The following is a 22,347-nucleotide window of genomic DNA, read 5'->3' as shown; positions in this document are numbered from 1 at the left end:
ACCATAACCCATCATATATTGTGCCTTATTCGAACCGTCAATAATGAGAGTGTCGCCGCCTTTCAATTTGGTAGGATGCTTTGAGGGCGCGTGGGCCCAGAATGGATGGGAGAAGGCGCAAGCTTTGCCTGTGCCTGTGCCAGGATAGGGGGCGTCCGTAAGTCCTGTGCACTGGGTTGCGTCTCCCCCATCCACCCGGACGTAATATGTTGAACAAAAACCGTTATCAACCGCCCATAAGCCAAAACCCAACAACGCGACAGCGATCATCAAAATTTTCCTACTCATGACTACCCCCTTGTAATGCTTTTGCGTAAAATCTATGTGAATGCTTTCGTTCATATCAAATAAAAAACCCTATTCTTTTTTTGGACACAAAGAATAGGGTTAAAATCCCGAAATCAGGCTTTTAACTTGTCTACTCTTGTTTGGCAACTGGCTGCCCCTCCGGGATCCGCAGGATCCCGAGTGGGCCCTATAGCTTTGTGTCCCATCCTTACGAATGGTTTACCTTTTCAAACAAGAACATGAATTGCCAAGTTAAGTGTATACGGCTTTCTCCCCACTGTCAAGGCAGGGAGGCCACAATTCCCGCAAAAACAAAAGATATTGCCATTACTGACAGTTACAGCATCAATACGCCATCGTGATGCTCTTGATTTTCATGGACCCCTGGTAATAGTTCTCGTGGGGATCGCCAATGACGAAATACTCATCGGTCATCTCTCCGGAACGCCAGACATTCTGAACAGGAACCTCTCCTCTTTTGACCAGGCGGCCGTCTTCATGCGAAATACTCATGATATATTTGGCCTTTGTCTTCTCCAACTCAATCCTATACCACGCGGACGGCTCATAAGACGCGGCCTTTTCCCATTTTTTCTGCCATTCCTGCGATTCTCCGTTATAAGCCACCAGGGTGTTCTCACGATTGAAGTAAACCATAAAGATCGGATTAGGCATGCCATGGCCCCAGGAGTTGTTGTCCACATCTATCACGAGTTTGCGGTGCTGGTGCCACCAGATGTTGGTGTGATGGCCTATGGGGGCCGTGTCGGTGACGGACAACAGATAACAGCCGTTCTCATTCAACGGTCCCTCGGGATATTCCGGGTCCGTGGAAAGCCCGGCAATCTTCTCCAAACCGTAATCGATGTCGCCCACGACAACGGTGATCTTATAGGTTTTGGGCAGGGGTTTTGTGGAACGGATAAAGGCGGAATCGCGGTAACTGTCCGACCTCTGCCATGCCAGCCCGGATTGACCGTTGACGATGAACGTCCCTTCCCGGAACAATTCAAAGGTCAACTGGCCTTCCTTGCCGAAACTTTGGCCGCTGACCGCGTCAACCGGCTGGGTAAAATCTTCCTTAATCACGCGCCGGTAAGACGCAGAAGGCCAGGGAAACGCATTTTGAACGGAACGCTTGGCCTTAGAAAGATTCGCCAGGATCTGCTTGGGGGAGGTCCGGAAGCCTTTCACGTAAGCCGCCCCGCCAAGGCCGATGATGAAAACTCCTCCTAAAAAACCTATCACAAAATATTTAAGAGTATCTCTATTCATATTAAATCCTATGGCTGCGGGACGGGATCGGTCTGGGCCTTGTAAAACCGGTCAAATTCCTCGATCTTTTCCGCGATCGCGTTACGCCGGGCCTTGAGCACTTCCCCGTCCCTGGTGAATTTGTCCATGGCCTCGGCGATCTTGGCATCAACCGTGAGGAGAGACTTGCTCTGATCATAAAACTTTTCAAAAGGCCCGGCCAATTTCTGCCGCTTGATGATCTTCATTTTATCCAGAAGCGCCTGGATATATTCATAATCTTCCATCCCGTCCCGGAAGATCTCAATGCGCAAAGAAGCGATGGGGCCGTCCTCTCCCGGATACAGCAGCAGGCCGTTTGCGTTCTGCTCCCACTTGGAATTCTGGGCGTTCTTGAAGGGATCCACCTTCGGCCACCAGTTCACGCACCAGTACAGAAACCCCTTGATATCGTATTTCCAGCAGAGCCAGGGAACGATCCGGTAATCCATGGAATCGAAATCCATCGCGAGGTTCGGGGTCCCGTATCCGCCCGGTCCCGAGATATACATCCATATCTCCAGGCCGAGGTCGGTCAATTTGCGCATTTTTTCCAAATTAAAATTATCAATCTGAAAAGTCCAAATATCGATATCCTTGCCCCACCCGGGGTGCTTGTCAGGGTCCCAGAAGCCGTGATAACAAACCATATTTTTCAACCCCGGATAAGCCCGGTGAATCATGGAGCAAAGCTTGGCAACGTCCGGGTTGCCGAGCTTGCCCTCGTCCCAAGTGTAGATATAAGTGTAGGGAAGAAATTTATTCAGCTTTAACATTTCCCCATAAGTCCTGTAAAGCCCCAGCAGTCCCTCGATCCCGCCGTCATCTTTGGGCCAGTTGTTGCCGAGCGTCCCTCCCCTCTTGCCGATGGAAAAATTGTTCAATCCCAGGACCCGGTAACGGTCCACAAGCGCCAGCTCGCTATCCTTGGTCGGGTCGATATTCAAAATGGGATTGATACGGTACCGGAGCATCGCCATGATGAATTTGTCATTGATCGTGGCCAGCCGCGCGTCATAGGCCTCGGCGCTTTCCTTTTCGCCCTGCGGATAACGCTTAAACGTTTCGTGCCCGTAGAAATCAAAGGCCGTCTTAAAACGGCTTTCCACCGGCAGGGTGAAATCATAAACGCGCAGTTTCAGCGGGATCTCCACAGATGACGCCCCTTCGGCCTTGACGGTGATCAAACCGGAATAATTCCCGGCTTTCGCGTCCGGAGGCACATAAATGGTGACCCAGAACGGCTGGGTTGAGCCCGGATCCACCTCGGTCGCGGCGGCCGGCATCAGCGGATCGGGCCATAGCCCGACGTATTTCACCGGGTAGTACGGTTTGATCGTTGGGACATACCCGACGACCCTCCAGGAAATGTTCGCCTTTTCGATCTTCGATTCTCCATTTTCTTCCGTCAGATCCGATATCTCCAAGGAAACCGTCCGGACCGGCTGTTCCCCGGCCTTGACCACGACCTGAAACGACTCGTATTCATGGCGGGCCGCGGAGACATCCACGGATTTGCGGATGGCGGGTTTCACAAGCGTGTGGCCGTCCTTGAATATCCTGTCCAGACTGGAGGCCGCGTATACCAGGCCGCCTCCCGGCAAAGGAATCGTCATGTCCTCTGAAAGAGAGACCTGGTAACGCTTGGGTCTCTTGGCTTCAAGATAGACATTGTAAGCGGCGACTCCAGCTGCGGCCGCGATCCCAACGCCGGCCACGAACCCGATCAAGAGAGGAAACCACGCCCGTTTTTTATTTTTTGTCATGGATCAGTTCTCCGTAAATTTTTGTCAGCTTCTCCCCCACGATGTTCCAATCGTACTTTCCGACAACCAGCCGTCGGCCTTGCTCACCCAGGAACTTCCTCAGCTTTCCGTCAGCCAGCAAGGCCAGGATATTGTCCCTGAACGCCTCCGGCGAATCCGCGACCGACAGATGAACACCGTCCTGGTATTCGATCCCTTCCGCGCCGATCGTGGTGGAAACGACCGCTTTTTGCATGGACATCGCCTCCAAAATCTTCAGGCGCGTGCCTCCGCCGATCCTCAACGGCGTGATAAAAACCGCTGCCCTGTCCATGAACGGCCTCACATCCTCCACCCGCCCGGTCACGACAATCCGGGAATCCTGCCGGGCCCACTGGCGTAGTTGCTCGGACGGATCCTTTCCGACGATGTAAAGTTTGACCGACGGCCTGGCCTTCCATACCAGCGGCAGGATGTCCTGAATAAAATACGCCATCGCGTCGTCGTTGGGCAGCCAGTCCATGGACCCGGTAAAAACCAGCGCCTCCTCCTCTGGTTGCTGACCTCTGACTTCTGACTGAAAGTATTCCGTATCCACCCCGTTCGGGATCACATAAACGGGGACCTCTCCCCGGCACAACTGGCGCAGGAGAGCGGCGTCATCCTCGGACACAGCCGCGCAGGCTTGGAATCCCGCAATGGCCCGCGCCTCAAACCGCCGCATCTTCGCGGCCTGCAAACCGTACAACGCTCTTTTTAACAAAGATTTCTCAACAAGCGCGCATCGCTCCAAAATTTTATACTCGACGTTGTGCTCATCCACAAGGCACGGGGCATCCGCGCACTGGGCACGGTAATGCGCCATATGGATATGGTCCACATGGACAAAATCGAACTTCTGGGACCTCACCAGCGCTTCCACCGCCCTGGCCATGGCCCGGGAAAGGTATTTCCTGGTGGAATACGGCATGGGGTCCGCGATCACCGACCAGGCCTTGCCCATCAGCCCCGTCTCGGAAACCGAGACAGCCGTGGTCGCGACGTTCATCCTCCGGAACTCCTCAGTCTGGCGGGCGTCCGTTTCCTCAAAGGCAAAATAAACGAAGTGAACCTCACAGCGCCTGGCCACCTGCTTGAGGATATTGAGCGTCCGGATTTTCCCGCCGGTATCCGCCGGCAGCGGACAGCGCGGGGCGATAAAAAGAATTCTCATTGAAAGATTTATCCCAGGACTTCTTGATACACCCGTTGATATTGCTCGGCCATGTGCCTGGCGCTGAACCTGGCGCAGACATCCTCAAAGGCATGCTGCGCCAGCCGACGGCGCGTTTCGCCTTGCCCCGCCAGTTCTCTCATCGCCCCGGCCAGGACAGCAGGGTCGCCCGGTTCGATCAAAAGCCCGTTGGCCTGGTCGCGGATCACCTGCGGGACCGCCCCCACCTTCGTTGCGATGATCGCCAGCTTTGACGCCATGGCCTCGAGGATCGTCATGGGCAGCCCTTCGATCGAGGACGAATTGACCAGGACGTCGGACAGGGCATAAACCGCCGGCATGTCCTTGCGAATGCCGGTGAAAGCAACCGCGCCAGACAACCCAAGATCTTGCACCCTGGCCTCCAGCGTCTCCCGCAGAGGCCCATCACCGACAATCAGGAATCGGGCGCCCTTGAAGTCCCGGAGGACTTCAACCGCCGCCTTCAGAAAAATCTCATGCCCCTTCTCCGGGGCCAGGCGGCCGATGATCGAAAACACGATATTTTCCATCGTCCATCCCCATTCGCCGCGCAGCCGTTCGACAGGGAATGACTGCTGGAATTCCGAGACATCAATCCCGTTATGAATCACCCACACGCCGTTGTCCGTAAACCCTTTCGACAAAAGATCGCGCTTGATCTCGTCCGAGACCGCCACGACTTTATCGGCAAACTTGAGCGCGAACGCGTCCATCCGTTCGTACAACCGGAGCTTCTGGTCGGTGCTGTGCCACACGTGGTTGGTGGCAACCCACTTTTTCCCCGCTCCTTTCGCGGCGAAAAACCCGATGATATCGGATTTATAATTATGCGTATGGATCACGTCGATCCCGTTATCCCTCAAAAAATGCCTGACGCGGGACACGGCGCCCCCATCGAACCGTCCGCCCGAATCGAAGACGGCTTTCGGCAATCCCAGGCGGTCGGCTTCGCCGATGATCTCCAGGTGCGGATTGTGCCGGTTATGGAGCGCCCCCACCACAGACTCAAAGCCGCACCGGGAACCGGCCAGGGTCAGGATGACCCTCTCGGCCCCGAACAGACCGCCGCTGCTGACCAAATGAAGGACTTTCATCGCGAAATCCCAGGTCTTTGTGCGGCCAATAAAGTCTCAAACAACTGCTCGTATTTCCGGACCATCGCCCCCATGGTGAATTCCTCGGTGATCCGTTGAAACCCGCTGTTGCCCATCTCCCGGCGCAGAGAGGGGTCCTGCAAAAGGCGGAAAAGAGCATCGGCCAATTGAGGAACGTTTTCTTTCTCGACCAGGATCCCGTTGACCCCGTCCTCGATCAGTTCCGGATTTCCGCCGACACGCGTTGCCACCACGGGCTTTCCGGCCGCCATGTATTCCAGGATCGAATTGGACATCCCCTCGCTCAAAGACGGCAGGACACAAACATCCGCCAGGGGCAAAATCCTGGACACATCCATCCTTTTACCCAGAAACAAAACACGTTCGGAAATCCCCAGATCGCTTGCCAGCTTTTGCAGTGAGCCTCCGAGCTCGTCCTGGCCGATCAGCACCAGTTTGGCCGAGGGACAGCGGGCAACCACGTCCTTGAACGCCCGAATCAAATGCATATGCCCTTTCACAGGCCGGAGGTTCGCCACGTGCGCAACCACCATATCGCCGGCATTCAATCCCAGATCAGAACGGCCCAACGGGGACGATTTCGCGGAAAGCTCCACTCCATTGGAAATGACCACCACCCTGTCGTCCCCCATCCTTTCGGATTCCAGGACCATAGCCTTTATCGGCCTCGCATTGACAACAATACGCAAGACCCACCGGTTGATCAAGCGGTACGCCCAGACATGCCAGGACTTCCGCCAAAACCCCATGTCCCGACGGTTAGAGAGAATCACCGGGACACCCGCCAACCAGGCCAAAAACGCGCCCCAGATGTCGGAGCTGAAATGATACGTCTGGACAATGTCCACGCGGGAATCTTTCAAATAACGGAAAAACCGGAGTCCCTGCAAAAACCCGGACAGGCCGTAAATACGCACAACGCGGAAAATCTCCAGCCGGCAGACCGGCTCGATCACGCTCCGGGGAGCCCGGCCGTAACAATCCAGGCTGGCGATAGTCACATCATACCTGGATTTGTCCATTCCCTTCGCCAGCTCAAAAATCTGCTTTTCCGCGCCTCCGGCCAGGTCCGCCAGGCAATCCGTCAGAAGAAGGAGATTGATTTTCCTCGCACTGCCGCTCATAAAATTTTCTCATCACGGGTTTAAGGGGAAATCCCCCGGCCGGATTCCCGCGCAAACACTTTACGGACGCCGGCCGGCCTGACGCATGTTCACTTTGACTTTTTTGGGGGAAGACGCAGCATGGGAAGAAGTCTCGGCGAGGGCCCGCAGGCGGCAGACGAGCCCGGCAAAAATCCATAAATACCCGCTGAGCTCCAAATAAGTCCAACGGTTGCCGAAAAAATTATTGATCATCAGGACGACAATGCTGATGGCAAACCCGAGGCCAAGCCCTCTCTCATAGTCATCCTGCCCTTTACGATACAAGCGCCATCCTTCAAGAATGAAACACCAGACCAAAATAAAAAATATCCCAAGCCCGGTCAGGCCCTGCTCCACCAAAAGCTTCACATAAATGTTGTGCGTGTCTCCCAAGTTGTAACCCAGCCGGCTGAAGACCCCGAGCCCTATGCCGAAAACCGGATTTTCCTCAAAATACTCAAGCCCCACTTTCCATATTTCCACCCGCCTCTCGGCAGACTCTTCCAGTTCGCCGAATTCATTCGTGGTCCCCTGGATCCGCTCTACCGCTTTTTCAGGAAGGGCTACCTGCCAGAAAACCGCGACCAGGATCAGGGGGATCAACAAAACACGCTTTTTCATAGAAGCCAAAATGAACAGCCCCGCCGCCAGGGCGGCATACGCCGCGCGGGAATAAAGAAAAAGGATACAATAAATGTTCAGAAGGATCAACAGGGCCGTCAGGACCTTGTGGATCTTTTTTTTCATGAAAAAGAACATGGTGATCAAGATCATGGTGTATTGATTGAAAAACGCCCCCACCTCATTGGGCCCCAGGAACTGGAATGTCCCGCTGATTTTCGCCCGCGAAAGCAGGTTCGAAAACCAACTGATTTGCGTGCTCGTGTAATACCCCGAGATAAACATCCCCAAGCACATCACAAGAAAAACCCTCCACACCCATTTAGCGTCCGTCACGTTGTTGAAGGTGATAAAAAACAGGATCGGCAAAAGGACAAAATTCTTCCAGTCCTGGACACGGGGGTCGCTGATGTCGAAAAAACTCACGGACTTAAGGTAGGCATTCCCGGATTGCAGGGAAATGAACGTGTAAACGATCAGGACAATGGAAATCCAGTTGAGCGACGATTCGTCAAAAAGCTTCTTTTGCCCTCCCGTGAATGCGGAAACAAACCAGCCTACGATCATCGCCATGAACAAAACGTCCAGGAATTGGTTGCCCAGGGGCAGGCCCTGCAGTTTCTCAACGACGTTGCGCAGAGGCAAAAGGAAGGCCACGAGGAGCAGTGCCCAACGGACCTTGCCGACAAAGGCGGCCAGGGCCAGGGCCACGCCCAGGAGATAAAAAGCCACCGGGGCAAGAATTTTTAAATTAGCAATAATTCCAGATCCCATTTATTTCCCCTTTTAATATGGCTGAAAAATAATTATGGATGCATTCCACGGGAATCGTTTATAAATAATCTGCGGGTAAAACGCTTCAATGTTGACAGCAAAATCCTATGTTCCTTCTCGGATTAACACCCCTTTTCTTGCGATTTGGCCAAACAACAACTGGTTGAATAAAACATGCCTAACTTGAAAAAGGGTGTGCTGGCAGGCCAATTGCCACATCTCCCTGTTGGGATGCCTTAATAGAAGATACGGCAAATGATGCGGTGAACCCCAGATCCTACAGGCATACCGCGGGGCCTTTTGATAATGCGGGTTTATAGCGCATTGTATGGCCACATCCGCAAAATTGACACCATCACTCATGGAAGCGAACGTCGACGCCCAAAAACGCGGATTAACCTCAATCGCATAGACACGGCCGCTATGCTCCTCAACGCGCAGATCTACGTGAATGGGGCCCGAATATCCCGTCTTCTCAACGATTGTTTTACCAATTCGCAATATCTCATCGTTTCTAAGGAACTGGAGCCATCGCAACGGCTGTTTCTTGTCCCGCGGTATTTCAATAAATTTTTGAATAGTCCAGGCACTCAGACGCCCCTGATAACCGAACCCGTTAAAGTCAATATCAAAACCCGGGATATATTCCTGCAACAAAAGAGGCAAAGCATTACTCCCATCCTCCTTTTTTGTCTTTAAATATTGCAGGAGCTCATCTCTCCCTTGAAATGTATATATCCCCTTACTGGCGGACATCCTGAGCGGCTTGGTTAAAAGCGGAAATTTAACTAGCAACCTGTTTTCTTCGACAGCGTTCATATTCTCTAAAAGATAGGTCTGGGGATGGGGAATGCCATAATTCCGGCAGAGAGACGCAAATACGTATTTATCACTTAGTTCTTTGATCGTTTCCAAGGCCGGCACAGGCACGCAAAACTTCATCTGTGTCAGTTGATCCAGAAAAAGGCTGAGGAACTTGACGCTTTCAAAACCCGATGGGCAGATGACATCAATATCATTTTGCTCCAGGACCCTCCTAATCAATGGGACAATTTCGGGCGACTTTTTCTCAAACGAATATTCTTCTGGGATAGCATAAAATTTGCGACACAGCGGGGAATGCGGGAGCTCGGTATTTTTCGAGAGATTTCCCATGACCAGGCACTGGTGACCCGCTTCACGCAAACCCCATAAAACTACGGATTTAGCGTCACTGGCATTCGTCGCCAAAACCAAAATCCTTTTCATAGTCGCTCCTAACTAATCGATTGCTCTTTAGAATTTATCCTTTATAAAATCAGGCAACCTTCGTTCTTTAATGCAGCGGACGATTTTATTCAAATACCAGCGCAGGGACCTGTGCTTAAAGGAGGAGGCCGTGAGCTCATGCTTATCCCGGACAATACACTCGACATTATCAGTGTTATTCTCGGCAAATTTCTTTAACCACCAATCGCACGGTTGCACAGTCATGTGCAGATTTTCACCAAACTGTTCCTGCTCCTTGACGGTATCAACATAATGAATGGTTTTTCTTTTTGTTACTCTTAAAATTTCTTTGATGGTCAGATCGACCTTTTCCGTTGGGATATGTTCTAAGACAGTCGTGGAGAATGTCATGTCAAATTCCTTATCGGCGAAGGGGATTTCCCACAAAGGGGCCTCATGCAACCTGTCTTGCAGCACTTTGAACGCGGGATTAACTTCGCTCTTTTTCATCCAACCCGCGCTGGTGATATCGACACCATAGGCATCAATGCCGTTATCGACCAACCTCTTAACGACAAAGCCGTTGCCACACCCCAAATCAAGGACTTTGGATTTCGGATTCAAGCTTTTGATAATTTCAGTGATCCAGAAGCTTTGCTCAGATTGCACATATCTCCCTGTCCCCCAGCAAGATGTATATTTTCCTTTCTCGTTTTCTTTCAGGAAGTCATCTTCCATTGTTTACATCCTTTCGTAAACCCATCAATCTTGAGATTTGACACACTTTTTTCAACCCCTATCATAGATCTCTTTCATCTGGTTGGCAAATCGGTCCCAGCCGAACTTCTTGGCCTGCTGAAAGCCTTTTTCAATCATCCGCTTGCGCAGCTGCTCGTCCCGGCAGACCTGATCAATGGCCTCTGCGATCTCGGCCGGCTCCGCGGGATTGACCAGGATGCCGGCGTCCCCGGCCACTTCCGGGCATGAGGAAGAGTTCGCGGTGATGACAGGAGCTCCGCACTGCATGGCTTCCAGAATCGGCAGGCCGAAACCTTCATACAGCGACGGGAACACAAAACAATGGCAGGCGCTGTATAAGGCCACGATGTCCGCGTCCTTAAGGTTGCGCAAAATGCGCAGTCGCGGCCCCACCCCCAGGTCCTGCGCCAGGGACTGATATTTTTCAACGTCCATGTTGCAGCTTAACGCCAAAAGAAACTGGTCCTTGGACCGGGACGCCGCGAACCCGCGGATGATCCCGTCGATATTCTTCCGCGGAACGGACCCCACCGAAAGCAGAAACGGCTGGTCCAGGCCGTAGCGCGCCTTGACGTCCGCCATGTCCCTGTCAGGAGCCGGCCGAAAACGGTCATCGGCGCCAAGGTAGGTCACCCGGATCTTTTTCTCATCGATCTTAAAGTGCTGGACCAGGTCCCGCTTGGTGCATTCGGACACCACCGCGCAGGCATCGAGGGCGTTGAGGGCCCTTTTATACTTTTCGATATTCTGGGCCCAGCGGCTGTCCCCGATCGTCAGGGTCCTCAAATCATGGACCGTCAATATCTTGAAAACGCCTTTAACGTCCGGCATAGTATACCCGGCCGGCCGGTGAAAAACCTGAATTTTGCTCTTTTTCAGAAATGCCGGCAAAAGGAAATCATCAATCAGCGCCTGCCGCCCCCAGAACGGGCGGTCCGGGACCCGCAGGACCGCTTTCCGGAAATTCCCGTCCGAAGGGCCGGGCATCCCGTCCGCCGACCGGCGCAGAGAATAATACACCAGGGCATACGCGTTCGCGCGGTCGTTGCGATGGACGCCGTTCACCAGCCCCTCGGTATAGGTCATCAGACCCGACCGCCGGGGATGATTCAGCACTTGGGATTCAATGCAGACATTCATATCGTATCTCTATTATTGGCTATTTGGATTTTTCTGCAAAAGGTTTCAGAAATATTTTTGTGCCCTGGCCGGCGGCCTTCAGCGCGCAAATCCCAAAATATAAATAGGGCTTAACCAATTTGAAGGCTTTCCCCCCGGATCCGTCCCGGGACTCCCAAAACAGCGTCCCCACGTGAGGATACCGCAACAACGTCTCGGCCAGATTGCGCAGGGCGTCCGTGTACAGGCGCCTGTCATAATACGAACGGCTCAGCATATACTGGTTGGAGGCGATCCGTTTTACCATGACGTCACGGGGGGCGTCCGGGAACGTCTTGAAAATCTTTTTATAGATCCTCACCAGCCCGCCGTAGACCTTGACCTTGTCGCTTGTGGCCTGGCTGCCGTGGCGGCAGTAATACGCCAGGACCTGCCCCTCGATCTCATAAAGGTCGTAGAGCCGCGCGATGCGCAGCCACATGTCGATGTCCTGCATGGTCGTCAGGGACGTGTCGAACATCCCGGCTTTTTCAAAACAGACACGGCGGGTCATGACGGTGGACGTCGGCAGGTCTCCCCACACATCCAGCAGTTCTTTGAAATTCCTGCCGGAAACGCCGGCGGGTTTCATCCCTATCTTCTCGCCTTTTTCATTGACGATCGGCATGCGGCCATAGACAATCCCGACCTTGGGATGGGCGTCGAGGATTCTCACCTGCGCTTCCAGCTTGTCCGCGACCCAGTAATCGTCCGAATCCAGAAACGCGATGTATTCGCCTTTGGCTTCTTCAATGCCGCGGTTTCTCGCCGAAGCGCTTCCTCCATTCTTTTGACGGACATACGTCACGCGCCCTTCAAACGGCTTCATGGCTTGCGGCGTCTCGTCCGTCGACCCATCATCCACGACAATGACTTCATAATCCCTGTACGTTTGCGCCAAAACGCTGTTCAGCGCACGGGGAAGATATTGCGCGCGGTTGTATGTCGGGACAATCACGCTAACCTTGGCCATCATTCCCCCTTGCTCTCTTTGCCAAAACCCGGTACTGAAGGATCATGCCCAGTTTCCTAAAAAAGCCGCGGAAATTCCTGAAGAATTTGACCCGGTCAAAGGCGTTCAGCGCCATTCCCAAGGCATCACCGCAAATTCCCTTCAGGAGGTATCTTGGAAAACCGAAACAACAGACAAACATTTCAGATTTGTCCTCCGATTCCAAATCAGCGGCGCAGCGGCCCGCAGCCATATGCCAGCGGACCATGGGCCGGAACCGCAACCGCTTTAAATCCACCGGATGCCAAACAACGGCCTTTCCGCAATAATACAAGACCTTACCGGTTTTGATCAGCCGCCGGATAAATTCGCGATCTTCGCCGATATGAACACCGTTATATCTTAAATCCGTGCGGAACATCCCGCAATGGTCAAATACTTCCCGGTGAAAAGCGTAATTTGCCCCGATAAAAAGTTCCATTGTCTGATCAAATTCTCGCACGCCTTCGCCGTGATCATAAATGACAACGGCCCCGGCAACCTGATGGGGGTTCTCCCGGACCCAAACCGGAGTCCCCTCCGGATAGATCGGCAGCACCCGCCCCCCCACGCCGTCACAGCCATGTTCCGCGAAGCATTGATATAACTCATAAAGCCAGGATGGCGACAGAACAACATCGTCATCCGTGAACGCGACAATATCGCCTTTTGCCAAGGGAACAGCCATATTGAGCGACTCGGATTTTCCCTGGACTGGTTGAAAAAAATACTTCATCTTCCCTCCAGACCGCGGGATGAATTCCTCGACAACCGATTTACTGTGATCTGTTGAGTTATTGTCTATGACCAGGATTTCATAATCAAAGGCCCCATGGACTTCCTGGCGCAAGAGGCCGTCCAGTGTTACCTTTAAGACTTCGGCCCTGTTATAGGTGCAGACGACGATGCTGATGAGGGTCATAATGTCTTCCTTGGGGCTTTTCGAATATGCCTGATTTGCGACGCTTTTCCGTATGAAACGCATAAATCCACCCAGGCCCTCAACAATTCTCTTTGATTGAAAATATGCGTCAAAAAATACCGGGCCTCGGACGCCATTCTTTTGGCTAATGGATTCGGGACGCCGAAAAAATAGGCGGCTTCCTGGAACAAGGAATTTTGCTGTCCCATCATGACCCGATATCGTCCCAAAGCCACATACCAGGAGGTGACATATTTGAGTGTCATGCGCTCAGCCTCCACCGGGTGCCACACAAGGGCCTGACCGCAGTAGTATAAACGCTTGCCGGCCTGTAAAAAACGGTTGGTGATCTCGGTGTCCTCGCCCAGGACCTTTGTGCCGGGGCCGATATCCGTGCGGAAAAGCCCGCATTCCTCGAAAAGGCCTTTTTTAAAAGCAAAATTGGCGCCCAGGAACTCATACATGGGCTTTTGGTAAACCACCGTGCTCTCCCCCTGGTTATAGTTGACAACCGGGCCGACAATAAGGTCCTTGTTGTCAACGAGCCAACGCGGCGCATGGGGGGGATATTGCGGCAGGATCCTTCCTCCCAGGCCGTCACAGGAGAAAGTTTCAAAACAGGAGAGGATATTATTCAGCCATCGGCTGTCGACAATGACATCGTCATCCGTGAAGGCGAGGATCTCTCCGGCGGCTTCCTGGATCCCCTTATTAAGCGCGTGCGACTTCCCCTGTTTTTGTTCGAATATATAGCGCAACCGGTTGTTAAACGCCGGAGTCAAGGATTCAACGACACTTTTTGTGTTGTCTTTCGAGTTATTATCGACAACGATTACTTCAAAATCCAAGGGGCGCTCCGTCTTTTGCTCTAAGAGACTTTGAAGCATCCTGGACAGGGATTGGCTGCGATTATATGTGGCAATAATGACGCTCAGGCGCATAGCGGCCCTTTCTTGAAGGAACGTTCATTCCTTCAAACGCTGTTGGGAATCAACCATCATGTTCCAATTCTCATCCATGCACTCGGTAAACGCTTCCGGGGAGTACTGATCTTCCAGTACCGTAAAAGCGCTCCGGGTCACATTGCGATAACGCTCCTCGTCCAGTAAGCTTTCGTAAGCGTTTAAAAAAGACCGGCTGTTCTTAAAAATAAAAATATTCTTCCCGTCCTCAAAATTCAAACCTTCCATTCCTTTCGAGGTCGCCAGGACGGGCCGGCCGTAGGCGGCGGATTCCAATATCTTTAAGCGCGTCCCGCTGCCGTTCAGCAACGGGACGACCGACGCGAAACAATTTTGGTAATAAGGCAGCGTGCTGGGGACATTAACGGCGACTTCAAGATTTTCCGGGTGATTGAACAGTGAACGCACGTGCTCGGCGTCATTCCGCGTTTTTCCGACAACAGTCAGGATGCTGTTAGGATGTTTCTCATGAAACCCCGGCCAAATATCGCGGCAGAACCACTTAAGACCGTCTATGTTCGGGAAGTAATCCAGAGAGCCGATAAAGAGCAGACGATTCTTCGGGCCAGGCTCCGCGTAAAAGCCTTTCGGGTCAACATTGAAAACATTAGGGATCACCCCGGCTTTGTGCCGCCAGCTCCCAGGCACCTTCAAGAGGGCCTCCCGCGCGCAGACAAAGATCCTTTTGAAGCGGACAAGCGCCTTGTGCTGATACAGCATCAACGAATAACTGTTCTTATAAGCGGTAAAGATATTCCTGTAGTGATTCTTGTAAATATCCGAAAGAAAATCATCATAATCGACAACCGTCCGCTGGCGCCACTTGGCGGGCAGCTGAAGAAAATAGAAAACCGGCTCCAGCTTAAACACAAAAATCAAATCGTATTGATTTTCCTCGACGATAGCGTTGAGCTCTTGCTGAAAATCCTTCGCATAGTGCCCCGTGATCTGCCAAGGCAGGAGGTGTCTCAATTTCTCGAGCCTTGTCAGGCGCCGGGGATTGCCTTTCTGATTAAAGTGATAATGGCGCCGGAAATGGCGTTCTATATAATTTATATCGGCATGCCCGCTCGGAGACGTCATCGTCAACAGGTCCACCTCCCCCTTCCGGCGCAAATAATCAACGAAACGGCTTGCCCTCATTTCGGAGCCGTAATTGATGGAGTGCGGACAATATGTTCGGACAAAAAGGATTCGCATCACATTTCCCCGGCATTATTTACGACAAGTGCCCCCGCACCGCCTCATAATATTCACTCAGAGGGATGCAGGCGCTTTGAACAACCAAAAATAACGAATCGTCCCGGCGAAACGCCGAATCGATCCGATCCCGCAAGACTCTCGCGTCGGATGCCTGTTCACGATACCACACGCTGCCGCCCGCATGCAAAGCATAGCCTTGCCGCTGATCTGAATAATGGTCGCCCTTTTCGCAAAACTCCAGCAGGAACAACCAGTATAGCGTATATTCTGTCCAGGGGCCATTTTGAGAGAGATACTCAAGCAGGGTCCGGGCCCCCTTCTCCCTTGCTTTCGACATCAAATAGTCCATAAGGCGGTTGACCACGGACGTTACCAGGACCTGGGGCGTGACTGATATCACCTCGTCTTCCGGCCCAAGCTTCAAGGAGATACCGAGCACCCTGGCGGCCCCGGCCCACCAATCGTATTGCGTTTTCAGTCTGTCCCGCCCGAAGAGCGCTTTCCCATCGGGGAAAATGGTCTTTAAATTCGCGGGGCGCATCAAACACAGGTCGGAATCCACGATCAAAAAATAATCTGTGTCGACCAGCCGCGCCGCAAGAATCTTAAGTATTTGCTGCCTTCGCCAACCATTCAGAGAATGCCATCCGTCGCGAGGCCGCAAATATTCGGATAACAACCCCTCCCCGTTTAATTTACGGACAATCCTCCCCAGCCCCCTCATCATGCCGTGGACGATCCGGTCCCTCGTCCATCCCGGGACCGATTTCAGAAGCGTCTCCTCATTTTTAATGGTTATTTTGAGGCGGTCCCGGAATTCCCAAAGCTCCCGGGCGATCTGCTCCTGCTCATCGGCCGGGACGATAATCCAGAACCGGCTGATCTGGCTCAAATCGAAATATTTGGCGAGCGAAGGAAGAAGGATTTTCTTGGCCCTTTCCAGGTCGCTCCCCAGGGGATAGGCGTTAATTTTCAAGGTTAAAACAAGAGATATTTTGTCCATGGGGCCCCGTCATGAATTTTCTTTAATCAGCTGTTTCATCTGTCCCAGGTTGAACAACGCCTGGCATCGCCTGTACACTTTTTGGGTCAACGAACGGACAAAAACCGACGTCACCAGCAGCTTAACGGTCTTGGCGAGCATCGCCCACTGAATGCCGAACGGATGATAGATTTTTTCCCGGTACCGGCCCTGGAAATCCAGAAGATACCCTCTCTTGAAATACCAGCGATAATAATATTGCGGTGTTAACCGGTCGGCCGTGATTTTATGATAAACCTTGACCTCCGGCGTATAAAGGCCGCGCGCCCCTTCCCTTAAAAAACGCAGTTGAAATTCCGTATCATGTGTATGGTATTTTTCAATGTCAAAATGACCATGATGAAAAAACAGCTCTTTCCGGACCGCCATATTGGCCCCGTAAAACAGCTTGAGATCGGATAAGGGTAGGCCGCGCTTGTCGATGATGAACGGCTCTTCCCCATAATCCAGGACCGCCAAAGGTCCCCAGAAAAATTCTTTATACCACCACCCCGGCTCTAATTCGGCGAACCACGCCGGTTTGCTGCAGCCGACATACCGAGGAAGGATCCTCCCCCCGATAAAACCGATCTCCAGGCCGCCTTTCTGAAATGCTTGATAAATCTTCGCGATATAATCGCTTTCAAACGTGCAGTCATCATCAGTCAGGACAATGATTTCCCCCTGGGCTTCTTGAATGCCCTTGTTAATAGCGAAGGATTTTCCCTGCCGCGGTTCAAAGAAATACTTGAGTTTCCCGCCGAAAGACGGGATCAGCGATTCGACCACCGCCCTGGTGTCGTCATTTGAATTATTATCAATGATGATGACCTCGTGTTCCAACCCTGCGGGAAGCCGCTGGTTCAACAGACAGCCCAGGACCAGCCTGAGATCCGGACCACGGTTATATGTGGCGATGAGTGTAGAGATCATATCGGCTTCAGCTCTATTTATCTTCCAGCGTAAAGTTGCCGTCGTATCTGTTTGTCGAAACAATATCTCGCACAGTCTGTTCGAACTTCTCAAAGGAATGGACCTCCTGGACATACCGGCGGGCTTCTCTAAATAGGCTTTCCCGGTCTAATTGTCCATTGATAATCTTTTCAATCGGTTCGGAATAACGGTCCAAGGTCGCACTATCATATCCATCCCCAGTCATTTCCCCCGTATAAAAGCCGAAACGCTCAGCAATTCCATCTAAATTCCCAGAGGCAATGCTGGTTTTTCCATAGGAAAATGCCTCGACCATGGTGACGGGCAATCCTTCGTGCACACTCGTATTCACCAGAGCCCAGATACGGCGGAAAAGGGCGTCTTTTTCCACCCCAAAAACCCCGCCTAAAAATTTCAAATTGGGAACATCTTTATATTTTGCCAATACCTCTTCCATGATTTCCGGATTATTCACTTTGCCGGCAACCACAAAATCTGCGTCCTTAAAACGTTTGGCCAACTCACAGAAAATCCATGGGCGTTTGACCGGGTCAAGCCTCGCCATAAACAGAAATAACGGTTTTTCTGCATACTCAGGCCCCTCCATCTTCGGCAAAGGGATGGGTTTGGACAGGATCGCGGGATTTAAATCCTTCAAGCCATAGAGACGTTTTCCGATAGGAATAAAATCTTTGGATTCCGCGGCAAAACAGACCTTGCGGCCGAACATGCGGCTGCGCTTTAGCACAAGACGAAACGAGTTCAAAGTACGATGGGAACGCTCCACAACTTCATCCGGACCTTCATAACCCCAAGCCTTTAACTGTAAGCTCACGGTGGCGTACTTTCTAAACTTTACCTCATCCCTGGGATCCTTAAGCCAGATGACCCAGGGGATGTTCGGAAAGGCCATCAAAGGATATTCATACGATTGGAAATGGTCCACCGCGATAAAAACATCCGGTCGCTTTTCATGGATAAGCCGGGCATAGTTCCGGAAATCCTTGCCCGTATCCGGCATGCGCTTGGGCATCATGACCACATCCGCATTGTGGGCCGAAGATTGTTGGGGGCTTGCGATATCAAGCGGATACATCAGGATGACATCCGCCTTGAGTTTGCTGTTGGCCACGTTAAAATGTTCAGCAATATACTTAACCGTCATCCCATAGCCGCCGAACCCGCGGAACTTCTCATCAAAAAACTCCTCCACCAGGAACCCGATCTTGACGGAATGGTTTCTGATCAACGTCTTCCTCAACCAGAAAAAACATGCATAAAATACGATCGTGCCGTACCGGATGAGCTTATTTAACCACCTCATGCCGTTGTCCCTTTCCTCTTCTGCACCGCCTGCCGGATGACCTCATCCAGATCCTTTATCGTTTTGTCCAAAGTGAACTGAGACAACACTCTTTCCCTGGCGGCCTGCCCCATCCGTGCGGCCAATGCGGGCTCCCGGGCGATCCTGGTCATTCTTTCCGCCATGGTATCGATATCGTATTCATCAACCAGGAATCCCGTTATGCCATCATCCACCACATCCGGAATCCCGGCATGGCGAGTGGCAATCACCGGCAGGCCGGAGCCTCCGGCCTCCATCACCGCCACCGGAGTCCCTTCTGAATCTCCCGACGAAGGCGTAATGAAATGCTGGACATAAGCGCGCACTTCACGCATCAGATGGGCAACTTCCTGATGAGACTTAACCCCCGCAAACGTAACAGAGTTCTCGATCTTCAAGGCCTTTGCCAACGCTACGCTGGAATCCCAGAGCAGGCCGTCCCCAACCATGATCAATCTGGCCTCGGGGGCCTGTAGCAGGACTTTCCGAAATGCCGGCAGGAGCAGATGCGGGGCCTTTTTGTCAACAAAACGGCCGATTGTCAGAAAAACAGGGCCGGCCTTTGCGGGGTCCCCGCCATAAAACATTTTCTCGTTCATCCCGCAAGGGACATGATGGACCCTCTCCCGCGCGGCGCCGAGACCGACGAGCCGCTCGACCATGTGCCGGGACACGGCAATGACCGCGTCCGCGGTCTGAAACATCGACTGGTATTTCGCGCCGTAATCCTCAATCGTCTTCTTCCGGTAGGCATCAAAACCATGAAAATGGACGACCAGCGCGACATCCGCCTTTTTACAGGATTCCATCAAGCGCACTCCTGTCGGCCCGAACTCGGCCAACACGGCATCGATCCCGTTGTCCGTCAAGTATCTCTGAAAAGCTCGCTGCCACAAACAATGTTCATCGAACCTGACCCCGAACAAGCGGTATAAAAAAGAACGCCTCACCCTTTCCAGGAAACCCGGCGGTTTCAGCAAGGCTCTCCCATCGGCGGTAACCATGTGGAGATCTGTGCCATATAAACTCGTGACCTCTCCTGCCAGGCGCTCGATGTGGGCCCGGATAAAGGTCTCCGAGTAAATGTCCTTCTGCGGGACCACCACGCAGATATTCATAACGGATATCTCTCGTCTTTTGATTCGTTATTCGCGTACCTTAACCCGACGTAGGGGCAGCTGCACAACGGGGCCCCGCAGACCAAGTCCTCCTTTAAGAATTCCAAGGGGCCGCGGAACATATTCCCCAGATGGTACCGCTTCTCATCGATGCACCGATAAACCTCGCCGTCCTTCTCCATCCTCACCATCTTTCTGCCAGCCGAGCACCTCTTGCCCGCATAAGACGGTATTCCGGAGACCCAATGTTTGTCCAAGGCCAGGTCCACGGTCCTTTCTCTCAGGGGCACCGTATTCCCGTACCTCTGCGCCTCGTCACGCGCGCTGCGGTCAATATATTCCCTGATAAACCGCACCTGTTCCGCGGAATACGCATCTGGATACGCCCGCCCCAGATACTTCAATATCCGGTTATTGCAGGGCCGTTTAACTTTCGCGTCGAGCACCCCGTAATAATCGCCCCAATAAACCTTGGGACGGAGGATCACTCCCCGGGACTTAAAATCTTCGTAGTCCTTTGGGAACCGCTTCATCAGAGGAGGATACATCAGGTACGAAACGAAAATGTTGAACCCGGCGTTTTTCAGCATCATATAGGTATCGATAAAACGGCCGACGCCTCTCATCTTCTCCCGTTCCAGGATATGCAGGCTGACATGCATAAAATCCACTTTTTCCGGATCGACGGTCTCCGCAAAGCGCAGGACATTCTTGTGCGACAAGTTGGTGTTGATGCTGATATAGTGGCGCTCGGTCAGTCCCCGGCACAACTCCAGGAAGTTTGGAAAAAAGAACGGCTCCCCTCCCGTCATATGGACGAGCCAGGTCACTCCCTTGTTATTGAACCCTTCCAGCAGTTCCTGCGTGTCCTTGCGGCCGAGGTAACGGTCGCTTTTGGGTCGCTTTTGCAGCCAGCAAAACGGACAATCAAAATTGCACACCTCCGTGATCAGCCAGTCCACCTCCACATCATAAGGGATCATCCGGGTCTCCTCTCCGCCAATCCGCCGGCGCCAGGGGCGCCTTTCAGCCATGCGATGATTTCCATCCATGGGAAGAAGATGACCAGAGCCAGCTGGACCGTTTTCAGTTTTACCCAGAGAAAGCTCTCATTCGGCAAACCCAGGATGAACACGTACAGAAAATAAAAAAACGGCGAGTATAGAACGATCCTCTTAAAAGCCAAAAACCCCTGATAATGACCATCAAACACGTTCACCTGCAATCGGCCCTGTTCAGGGATCCATGCCGCCCGTTGATCGCAATCCACTTTCTCAATGACGGCTTTTATTGCACGGTGAAGCCGGCGCTGAGGATTGAACCGTATGGTCAACCGGTCCGGCCAAGGGACCAAGATCAAATATGAGGACAGTGTCGCGATCGTGAAAACGTAAAAATCCTGCCAGGCCAGAAGAAACGCCATTGAATGAAAATAGATCCCGGTGAATATTGTCAAACCGCGCAAAGGTCTCAACAAAAAACCGGCGGACAGGAACGCCTCGATAACAATCGTCATCCAGCCCATCATTTTGGACAGGACCATGGGAGGCAATAGCGCGGCGGCCTGGATATAAGTTTCTCTTTTTATGATCGCGCTCATCCAATGCTCAAAATACTGGCCGGAACGCCAATCGGCGTCAAATATCTTGTTGACCCAGGCCCCCAAATAAACAATCGCCATTTGACAGCGCAACACCAGCAGAGGGTTCTTGGGATCCGCCAGGGCCGTCAGCAAAAGCAAACAACTGCAAAAAAATTTGACGTTGGAATAAGCCGTCCGCGAGGACAAGACCGTTGTCAGCATAACCAGCCCTAAAATGAGGCAGCCTGTGCGTATCGCGCGGCTGAACAAAATCCCCCCCGTCCCGAGGAGAAAGAAAAACTGCAGAACAAACCTGAAAACTCCCGGCGGCCCCATGCCGTCAAAGACCGGCCAATACGGCAAAAAATGGTCGGACAGGTCGAAGAGATACCCTTTCATCAAAAGGCCGACCGCGATGAGCTTGACCATCAGGACAAGGTTTACCGGCAAGGATTCCGACCGGCACCCGAACGGGTTTACCGTTTCAAACACCGTTTTCATTTTTTCTGCGGGATGTGCCGCCATTTCCAGGGCTCCATGCGCCTTCCGTTAATCGTATAGTCCATGGCCACAAGCACTTCATCATTCCTTCCATAGGTCCGGCAATGCTGGATGACAACGGCCTTGACGTTGCCGGCCGCACGCGGGTCGCGCCCCGTTTTTCCCAACCGGAACCGCCGCGATATTTCCCGGCCATCCAGCTCTCGCCCGTTGACATTCACCGCAAGTTCATATTCCGTCTGCATGTCGTGCGGGGCCCAGCAGAAATACCGATCTTCGCCGAACCTGGCAAGAACAATTAGGGCCACCTGGATGGCCAAAAAAATAAAGGCAAAAGATTTTCGCCAGCTTATCTTCTGAAAGAAAATGAGACAATCTTCAAAACGCGCAAAGGGCCTCATGCCCGGGTTTCTCCTGTGATTGCAATA

At 52.5% G+C, this 22,347-nt stretch carries 21 protein-coding genes and 1 riboswitch; all 21 genes read right to left on the bottom strand.

Going from position 1 to position 22,347, the window contains the following annotated elements:
* The coding region (locus Q8Q08_11845; GenBank protein MDP2654706.1) for a hypothetical protein at positions 1 to 342 on the bottom strand (342 nt) is incomplete at its 3' end.
* An 85-nt stretch (positions 343 to 427) separates the two neighbouring features.
* A riboswitch (cyclic di-GMP riboswitch) is annotated at positions 428 to 522 on the bottom strand.
* 111 nt (positions 523 to 633) lie between these two features.
* Positions 634 to 1,563 (bottom strand): hypothetical protein, encoded by a 930-nt coding sequence (locus tag Q8Q08_11840; protein MDP2654705.1) that lies wholly within the window; start codon positions 1,561 to 1,563, stop codon positions 634 to 636.
* Between the two features lie 8 nt (positions 1,564 to 1,571).
* Complete coding sequence (locus Q8Q08_11835) at positions 1,572 to 3,347, bottom strand: DUF6067 family protein (GenBank protein MDP2654704.1); 1,776 nt, start codon at positions 3,345 to 3,347, stop codon at positions 1,572 to 1,574.
* Positions 3,334 to 4,539 (bottom strand): glycosyltransferase, encoded by a 1,206-nt coding sequence (locus Q8Q08_11830; GenBank protein MDP2654703.1) that lies wholly within the window; start codon positions 4,537 to 4,539, stop codon positions 3,334 to 3,336. The genes Q8Q08_11835 and Q8Q08_11830 overlap by 14 nt, the downstream gene beginning before the upstream one ends.
* 8 nt (positions 4,540 to 4,547) lie before the next feature.
* Complete coding sequence (locus tag Q8Q08_11825) at positions 4,548 to 5,654, bottom strand: glycosyltransferase family 4 protein (GenBank protein ID MDP2654702.1); 1,107 nt, start codon at positions 5,652 to 5,654, stop codon at positions 4,548 to 4,550.
* Complete coding sequence (locus Q8Q08_11820; GenBank protein MDP2654701.1) at positions 5,651 to 6,799, bottom strand: glycosyltransferase; 1,149 nt, start codon at positions 6,797 to 6,799, stop codon at positions 5,651 to 5,653. Before Q8Q08_11820 ends, Q8Q08_11825 begins: the two co-directional genes overlap by 4 nt.
* Before the next feature lie 60 nt (positions 6,800 to 6,859).
* Complete coding sequence (locus Q8Q08_11815; GenBank protein MDP2654700.1) at positions 6,860 to 8,215, bottom strand: O-antigen ligase family protein; 1,356 nt, start codon at positions 8,213 to 8,215, stop codon at positions 6,860 to 6,862.
* 105 nt (positions 8,216 to 8,320) lie between these two features.
* Entirely contained in the window at positions 8,321 to 9,463 is a 1,143-nt protein-coding gene (locus Q8Q08_11810; protein MDP2654699.1) for an ATP-grasp domain-containing protein, read from the bottom strand.
* Positions 9,464 to 9,490: 27 nt separating this feature from the next.
* A complete protein-coding gene (locus Q8Q08_11805; protein ID MDP2654698.1) occupies positions 9,491 to 10,162 on the bottom strand; it encodes a class I SAM-dependent methyltransferase in 672 nt (223 codons plus the stop codon).
* Positions 10,163 to 10,213: 51 nt separating this feature from the next.
* On the bottom strand, positions 10,214 to 11,323 hold the full coding sequence (locus tag Q8Q08_11800; protein MDP2654697.1) for a glycosyltransferase family 1 protein: 1,110 nt from the start codon (positions 11,321 to 11,323) through the stop codon (positions 10,214 to 10,216).
* A gap of 19 nt (positions 11,324 to 11,342) precedes the next feature.
* Positions 11,343 to 12,317 carry a glycosyltransferase gene (locus Q8Q08_11795; protein MDP2654696.1) on the bottom strand — a complete coding sequence of 325 codons (975 nt, stop codon included), beginning with the start codon at positions 12,315 to 12,317 and terminating at the stop codon, positions 11,343 to 11,345.
* Positions 12,301 to 13,254 (bottom strand): glycosyltransferase family 2 protein, encoded by a 954-nt coding sequence (locus Q8Q08_11790; protein MDP2654695.1) that lies wholly within the window; start codon positions 13,252 to 13,254, stop codon positions 12,301 to 12,303. The genes Q8Q08_11795 and Q8Q08_11790 overlap by 17 nt, the downstream gene beginning before the upstream one ends.
* Complete coding sequence (locus tag Q8Q08_11785; protein ID MDP2654694.1) at positions 13,251 to 14,195, bottom strand: glycosyltransferase family A protein; 945 nt, start codon at positions 14,193 to 14,195, stop codon at positions 13,251 to 13,253. The genes Q8Q08_11790 and Q8Q08_11785 overlap by 4 nt, the downstream gene beginning before the upstream one ends.
* Before the next feature lie 24 nt (positions 14,196 to 14,219).
* Entirely contained in the window at positions 14,220 to 15,416 is a 1,197-nt protein-coding gene (locus tag Q8Q08_11780) for a glycosyltransferase family 4 protein (GenBank protein MDP2654693.1), read from the bottom strand.
* A 19-nt stretch (positions 15,417 to 15,435) separates the two neighbouring features.
* Complete coding sequence (locus Q8Q08_11775; GenBank protein MDP2654692.1) at positions 15,436 to 16,422, bottom strand: DUF6492 family protein; 987 nt, start codon at positions 16,420 to 16,422, stop codon at positions 15,436 to 15,438.
* 9 nt (positions 16,423 to 16,431) lie between these two features.
* Positions 16,432 to 17,373, bottom strand: coding sequence for a glycosyltransferase (locus Q8Q08_11770; protein ID MDP2654691.1), 942 nt, complete (start codon positions 17,371 to 17,373; stop codon positions 16,432 to 16,434).
* Positions 17,374 to 17,386: 13 nt separating this feature from the next.
* A complete protein-coding gene (locus Q8Q08_11765) occupies positions 17,387 to 18,622 on the bottom strand; it encodes a glycosyltransferase family 4 protein (protein ID MDP2654690.1) in 1,236 nt (411 codons plus the stop codon).
* A 71-nt stretch (positions 18,623 to 18,693) separates the two neighbouring features.
* Entirely contained in the window at positions 18,694 to 19,836 is a 1,143-nt protein-coding gene (locus tag Q8Q08_11760) for a glycosyltransferase (protein MDP2654689.1), read from the bottom strand.
* Positions 19,833 to 20,819, bottom strand: coding sequence for a radical SAM protein (locus tag Q8Q08_11755; protein ID MDP2654688.1), 987 nt, complete (start codon positions 20,817 to 20,819; stop codon positions 19,833 to 19,835). The genes Q8Q08_11760 and Q8Q08_11755 overlap by 4 nt, the downstream gene beginning before the upstream one ends.
* The gene (locus tag Q8Q08_11750) at positions 20,816 to 21,943 is read right to left on the bottom strand and encodes a hypothetical protein (GenBank protein ID MDP2654687.1); all 1,128 of its coding nucleotides are present in this window, start codon (positions 21,941 to 21,943) and stop codon (positions 20,816 to 20,818) included. Before Q8Q08_11750 ends, Q8Q08_11755 begins: the two co-directional genes overlap by 4 nt.
* On the bottom strand, positions 21,916 to 22,320 hold the full coding sequence (locus tag Q8Q08_11745; protein ID MDP2654686.1) for a hypothetical protein: 405 nt from the start codon (positions 22,318 to 22,320) through the stop codon (positions 21,916 to 21,918). The genes Q8Q08_11750 and Q8Q08_11745 overlap by 28 nt, the downstream gene beginning before the upstream one ends.
* Positions 22,321 to 22,347: the final 27 nt, after the last annotated feature.

The organism is Candidatus Omnitrophota bacterium (assembly GCA_030688425.1).
Lineage (GTDB): Bacteria > Omnitrophota > Gorgyraeia > Zapsychrales > JANLHA01 > JAUYIB01.
The sequence above is the reverse complement of the archived record's forward strand: the minus strand, read 5'-3'. Positions and strand labels throughout refer to the sequence as shown.

Bases quoted from the DNA above. Each gene is read 5' to 3' on its own strand.
- Q8Q08_11805 (MDP2654698.1), bottom strand. From the start codon at position 10,162: ATGGAAGATGACTTCCTGAAAGAAAACGAGAAAGGAAAATATACATCT.
- Q8Q08_11755 (MDP2654688.1), bottom strand. From the start codon at position 20,819: ATGATCCCTTATGATGTGGAGGTGGACTGGCTGATCACGGAGGTGTGC.
- Q8Q08_11775 (MDP2654692.1), bottom strand. From the start codon at position 16,422: ATGGACAAAATATCTCTTGTTTTAACCTTGAAAATTAACGCCTATCCC.
- Q8Q08_11760 (MDP2654689.1), bottom strand. From the start codon at position 19,836: ATGAATATCTGCGTGGTGGTCCCGCAGAAGGACATTTACTCGGAGACC.
- Q8Q08_11825 (MDP2654702.1), bottom strand. From the start codon at position 5,654: ATGAAAGTCCTTCATTTGGTCAGCAGCGGCGGTCTGTTCGGGGCCGAG.
- Q8Q08_11810 (MDP2654699.1), bottom strand. From the start codon at position 9,463: ATGAAAAGGATTTTGGTTTTGGCGACGAATGCCAGTGACGCTAAATCC.
- Q8Q08_11785 (MDP2654694.1), bottom strand. From the start codon at position 14,195: ATGCGCCTGAGCGTCATTATTGCCACATATAATCGCAGCCAATCCCTG.
- Q8Q08_11830 (MDP2654703.1), bottom strand. From the start codon at position 4,539: ATGAGAATTCTTTTTATCGCCCCGCGCTGTCCGCTGCCGGCGGATACC.
- Q8Q08_11800 (MDP2654697.1), bottom strand. From the start codon at position 11,323: ATGAATGTCTGCATTGAATCCCAAGTGCTGAATCATCCCCGGCGGTCG.
- Q8Q08_11770 (MDP2654691.1), bottom strand. From the start codon at position 17,373: ATGATCTCTACACTCATCGCCACATATAACCGTGGTCCGGATCTCAGG.
- Q8Q08_11820 (MDP2654701.1), bottom strand. From the start codon at position 6,799: ATGAGCGGCAGTGCGAGGAAAATCAATCTCCTTCTTCTGACGGATTGC.
- Q8Q08_11750 (MDP2654687.1), bottom strand. From the start codon at position 21,943: ATGGCGGCACATCCCGCAGAAAAAATGAAAACGGTGTTTGAAACGGTA.
- Q8Q08_11790 (MDP2654695.1), bottom strand. From the start codon at position 13,254: ATGACCCTCATCAGCATCGTCGTCTGCACCTATAACAGGGCCGAAGTC.
- Q8Q08_11815 (MDP2654700.1), bottom strand. From the start codon at position 8,215: ATGGGATCTGGAATTATTGCTAATTTAAAAATTCTTGCCCCGGTGGCT.
- Q8Q08_11745 (MDP2654686.1), bottom strand. From the start codon at position 22,320: ATGAGGCCCTTTGCGCGTTTTGAAGATTGTCTCATTTTCTTTCAGAAG.
- Q8Q08_11840 (MDP2654705.1), bottom strand. From the start codon at position 1,563: ATGAATAGAGATACTCTTAAATATTTTGTGATAGGTTTTTTAGGAGGA.
- Q8Q08_11795 (MDP2654696.1), bottom strand. From the start codon at position 12,317: ATGATGGCCAAGGTTAGCGTGATTGTCCCGACATACAACCGCGCGCAA.
- Q8Q08_11835 (MDP2654704.1), bottom strand. From the start codon at position 3,347: ATGACAAAAAATAAAAAACGGGCGTGGTTTCCTCTCTTGATCGGGTTC.
- Q8Q08_11780 (MDP2654693.1), bottom strand. From the start codon at position 15,416: ATGCGAATCCTTTTTGTCCGAACATATTGTCCGCACTCCATCAATTAC.